Source organism: Cryobacterium sp. CAN_C2, from assembly GCF_015751745.1.
Taxonomy (GTDB): Bacteria; Actinomycetota; Actinomycetes; order Actinomycetales; family Microbacteriaceae; genus Cryobacterium.
Window position 1 is genome coordinate 1 of record NZ_JADOUX010000058.1, and the last position, 1047, is coordinate 1047.

Annotated in this window: 1 protein-coding gene; it reads right to left on the reverse strand. The window is 64.6% G+C overall.

From position 1 onward, the window contains the following. Nucleotides 1–199: 199 nt before the first annotated feature. Nucleotides 200–1047 (reverse strand): IS4 family transposase (locus IWX77_RS16855; protein ID WP_196845694.1); only part of this gene is annotated, 848 nt, incomplete at its 5' end.

A 1047-nucleotide genomic window follows, 5' to 3' on the forward strand; every position in this document is an offset into this window, starting at 1 on the left:
CAATACCGTTCAGTTAAGCGTTTGGATAGTGATTTCTGGCTCGTGGAGCGGTTGTGGCCAGTCCGCGTGATGGAAACGTTTGGCGGGCCACTTTGAGACCTTGCGTTTGATGACGCGAGGGTTTGATCGCCGTCGCCGCGCGGGGTTCAGTCGTCGGATTAGGGCGAGTACCGCATGGCGCCAGATGGCTTTGGTGTGGTCAGGGTGTGGAGGGGGGAAAAGCGCCCTGAGCCACGGAACGGCGGGCGATGCGGAGTGCGGCGATGAAGGAGACCCTGTCCGGGTCACGGTGAGCGTGCTGGGCGGCCTCGACCATGAGGGTGCGGATCGCGTAGTGGCAACAGAGGTGGCCCCAGATTTCCTGCTTGACCAGGTCTGGGGATTTGGACCGCATTACCATGCGCGGCCCGCGTTGGTGAGTTTTCAGCTCGTCGAACACGGACTCGATCTCCCACCGTTCGGAGTACACGGTCGCGAGTTCTTCCGCGGAGGCCTCGGCCGGATCAAGGATCGTCGTGAGCAACCGGTAGCCGTCGGGATTGTCGCGACCGTCGTCGATCGTGTAGTCCACGACCCGCACGGTCAACGGCGGTGTCGACTGCCGCCCCGGGCCGGATGTCGGGATGATCCTGGCCAGCCACGAGCCGTCAGCGAGGGTCTCCAGGTGCCGTGGGCGGAGGTTCGCTTTGACCCGCCAGAGCAGGTCAGCACCCGTCGCTGCCGCCTGTTCCCAGAGCCGGAAGCCGTAAAAGCCACGGTCGGCCAGGACCAACATGCCCGGCTCGAAACGGCCGGCGAGCTCCCGGGAGAGCTCAATCTCCGACGTCGTGCACGGCCCTATCACCGCGTCCAGAATCGCATGCGTTCCGCACTCGGCCAACGCCACCAGGCGCGCTTGTGGGAAGGCAGATTGCTCGCCACGGCTGACTGGCGGACGCCCAAAGAACTCCGCGTTCACCACACTGTCGGCCAGATCCAGAATCGTTCCGTCGATGGACATCAAACGACGCCCCGCCAACCACGAACCCGGCGTGTCCGGCCCAGCCA